Source organism: Candidatus Babeliales bacterium (assembly GCA_035288105.1).
Taxonomy (GTDB): domain Bacteria; phylum Babelota; class Babeliae; order Babelales; family Vermiphilaceae; genus SOIL31.
The window spans coordinates 1-2,701 of sequence record DATEAY010000071.1; the positions used below are offsets into that span (position 1 = coordinate 1).

General features: G+C 34.6%; 3 protein-coding genes. 2 read left to right on the forward strand and 1 reads right to left on the reverse strand.

Going from position 1 to position 2,701, the window contains the following annotated elements; genetic code table 11:
- Positions 1-642 (forward strand): S26 family signal peptidase (locus VJJ26_03950; GenBank protein HLC07316.1); only part of this gene is annotated, 642 nt, incomplete at its 5' end.
- A 152-nt stretch (positions 643-794) separates the two neighbouring features.
- Positions 795-1,925, forward strand: coding sequence for an FAD/NAD(P)-binding protein (locus VJJ26_03955; protein HLC07317.1), 1,131 nt, complete (start codon positions 795-797; stop codon positions 1,923-1,925).
- A gap of 97 nt (positions 1,926-2,022) precedes the next feature.
- Here VJJ26_03955 and VJJ26_03960 read toward each other — a convergent pair whose 3' ends face one another.
- The gene (locus VJJ26_03960; GenBank protein ID HLC07318.1) at positions 2,023-2,292 is read right to left on the reverse strand and encodes a DUF2247 family protein; all 270 of its coding nucleotides are present in this window, start codon (positions 2,290-2,292) and stop codon (positions 2,023-2,025) included.
- Positions 2,293-2,701 lie beyond the last annotated feature (409 nt).

The following is a 2,701-nucleotide window of genomic DNA, read 5'->3' on the forward strand; positions in this document are numbered from 1 at the left end:
ATTGAAGATAGCAAGCCTGTTGTATATCGTAATGGTGAAAAATTGAATGAACTGTATATCAATACATATCCGTTGATCAGTGAACTTTCGCAAGATCAGGATGTTTTAATTAAAGTAATAGAAGCAGAGATTAAACAATTGTCTCGGCAGTATAAGCTTGATCAAGCAATGGTTGATCAGTATGTAATGCAGCGGTTATCACAAGAATTAATGGCGCCGCGTTCATATGATTCAAGCAAGCCATATAATCAACAGCAGTTTTATAGATTTGATGAAAATCGTATTCTGCGTGATGCACAAGGAAAGCCAATTATTGATGATGCATTAATTCCAGGAGCGCCAATGTATTCACGTGATGGTAAAACATCACCTGATGAATCACGGAATAACTGGAATAAATCAGACGTGTTTTTCGTGAAGCTCGGACCAAATGAATATTGGGGAATGGGTGATAATCGTCTTGGTAGTAAAGATTGTCGCTTTTTTGGGCCGGTTAAGAGAGAACAAATTCATGGAAGAATTATCTTTAGACTATGGTCAATTGATAGCAATGAAGGTTGGTGGATTGTTGATTTGATCAAAAATCCAATTGATTATTGGAAACGTGTGCGGTGGAGTAGATGTTATCAATGGGTTTATTAAAAAGAGCTGCTACAAAATAGCGGCTCTTTTGCTATTTTTGATATAGCGATTCAAAATATAAAAAAAATTATGAGTTCTTGATTCAAAAGGACCACTGTATATAGCCTGAAACAAACAGTACCTATGATATTTCGGAAAACAAATGGATAGTCATGAGGAAAATATTTTCTATTATCATACTTACATTGTTAACAGTTCAACTGGGTACTTTGCAAACTCGCGTAGAAATTGAAAATCAGTTGAAGTGTTATGACTGGGCAATTGTTGGTGCGGGGTTTGCAGGGATTACAGCTCTTGCAGTTTTAATTGACTCAGGAGTTGAACCTTCCACTATTACGTGGATTGATCCTGAATTTAATGTTGGAAGAGTGGGAAAATATTATCGTGATGTGCCTGGTAATGTGCAGACCAACCATTTGATAGAATATGTAGAAAATTGTCCTTTCTTTAAGTACATTAATTCGTCTTCTTTAAATGCTCTTTATACGTATCCAGCTGAAGAATTTCAACGATTACATGTTATTGTTGATCCTTTAATGGATTTTACCGCCTATTTGCAGAACATGGTTGTACCGATAAAAAATACTGTTACTTCACTTACACGCATCGATGATTATTGGGCCCTAGAAAGCTCTGATGGGGTGATACATGCACAAAAAGTTATCTTAGCAATTGGCGCGCAACCAAAACGTCTCAACTATGATATACCGCACATATCTCTTGATGATGCATTTGATAAAAATAAGTTAACACAGTATCTATCTGCCGCCGATTGTGTTGCAGTTTTTGGTGCCATGCATTCAGCAATACTTGTTTTAAAAAATTTATCTGAATGCTTTGTTAAGCACATAATAAATTTTTATTTACAAGACTATTTCTATGGTGCACCAGGATTAGAAGGTGTTGCTGCAATGTGGGCAAAAGATGTGCTTGAGCAAGATCCGCCAACTAACCTTATTCGTGTAGTAAACACTGCTGAAAACAGAGAAATTATGCTCCCATTGTGCACCAAAGTTGTGTATGCAATTGGATATGAATCAAACAAAATTTCTATTAATGGATCATCAGATGTAACATTCGACGAACATACTGGTATTATTGACGAAAACTTATATGGAATTGGCATAGCCTTTCCTCCAACAGCTCTTTTTAATGGTCAGAAGATAGCTAAAAATGGTCTTTGTACCTATCTAGTATATGCAAAAAAATTAATACCACGTTGGATAAGTAATGAAAAAGGTTATTTAGTTGAAGATAGAGATATAGAAATACCATGGATTTAAACCCCATATTACGATTCTCTTCATATGGGGACCCCAATTTTGGGAGTTAAAAGAGGGTGCATTCTGTAAAACGATGCACCCTTTGTTCAAATATTATTTATGTAGCTTTCTTAAGATCATTTTTCTCTTTTTCTAAGAATTTATCAAATAATGTAAGTAGTCTTTGCTCATTTTCATGTTGTGAATATTGTGATGGATCATAATTTTTTGCAGGCATGTAATAAATCAATTCTTCCATGTCTGGAGGATAATTAAAGTCGGCGTAAACCTCAGCAATTTTCTCAAGCAATTCACGTTTGTTTTGCGTGTGTTCTTTTAAATCAACTAATATAAGCAGAACCGTAGTTTTCGTTCTTCTATAAACCATGCATCTGTTTCTGGTTCAATTGTTATAAATTGTGCCTTTAGTGCGTCAGCAAGTAGGATATCAACATCAGAGGTTCTTCTATTGATACAAGCTAATTCGGTAATTTTAGGGTTAGTTTCATGAGGGTTATCAAGTAAATATTGGACCGCATAGTTTGTCGCTGCGGAATCATCTATTATGTTGTATTTAATGCCAACTAATAAGGTAGAAAAAGAACAGGAAATAGAATGTTGCTGAAGTAGAGTTAAAAAGTCTTTCATTTTTACTCAATAGACCTCTTTCGATTCTCTAAAAAATAGGTATATTAAATGACTAATCTTAAAAAGGAATAGTCATGAAAATAGACCATTTAAAAAAAATATCTGATGAACAATTTCGTAGGGTAATAGGCGTAAAACGCAAAACATTC

What these genes read in the sequence shown, in the direction of transcription:
- VJJ26_03955 (HLC07317.1), top strand. Translation starts at nt 795, where the DNA reads ATGAGGAAAATATTTTCTATTATCATACTTACATTGTTAACAGTTCAA.
- VJJ26_03960 (HLC07318.1), bottom strand. Translation starts at nt 2,292, where the DNA reads ATGGTTTATAGAAGAACGAAAACTACGGTTCTGCTTATATTAGTTGAT.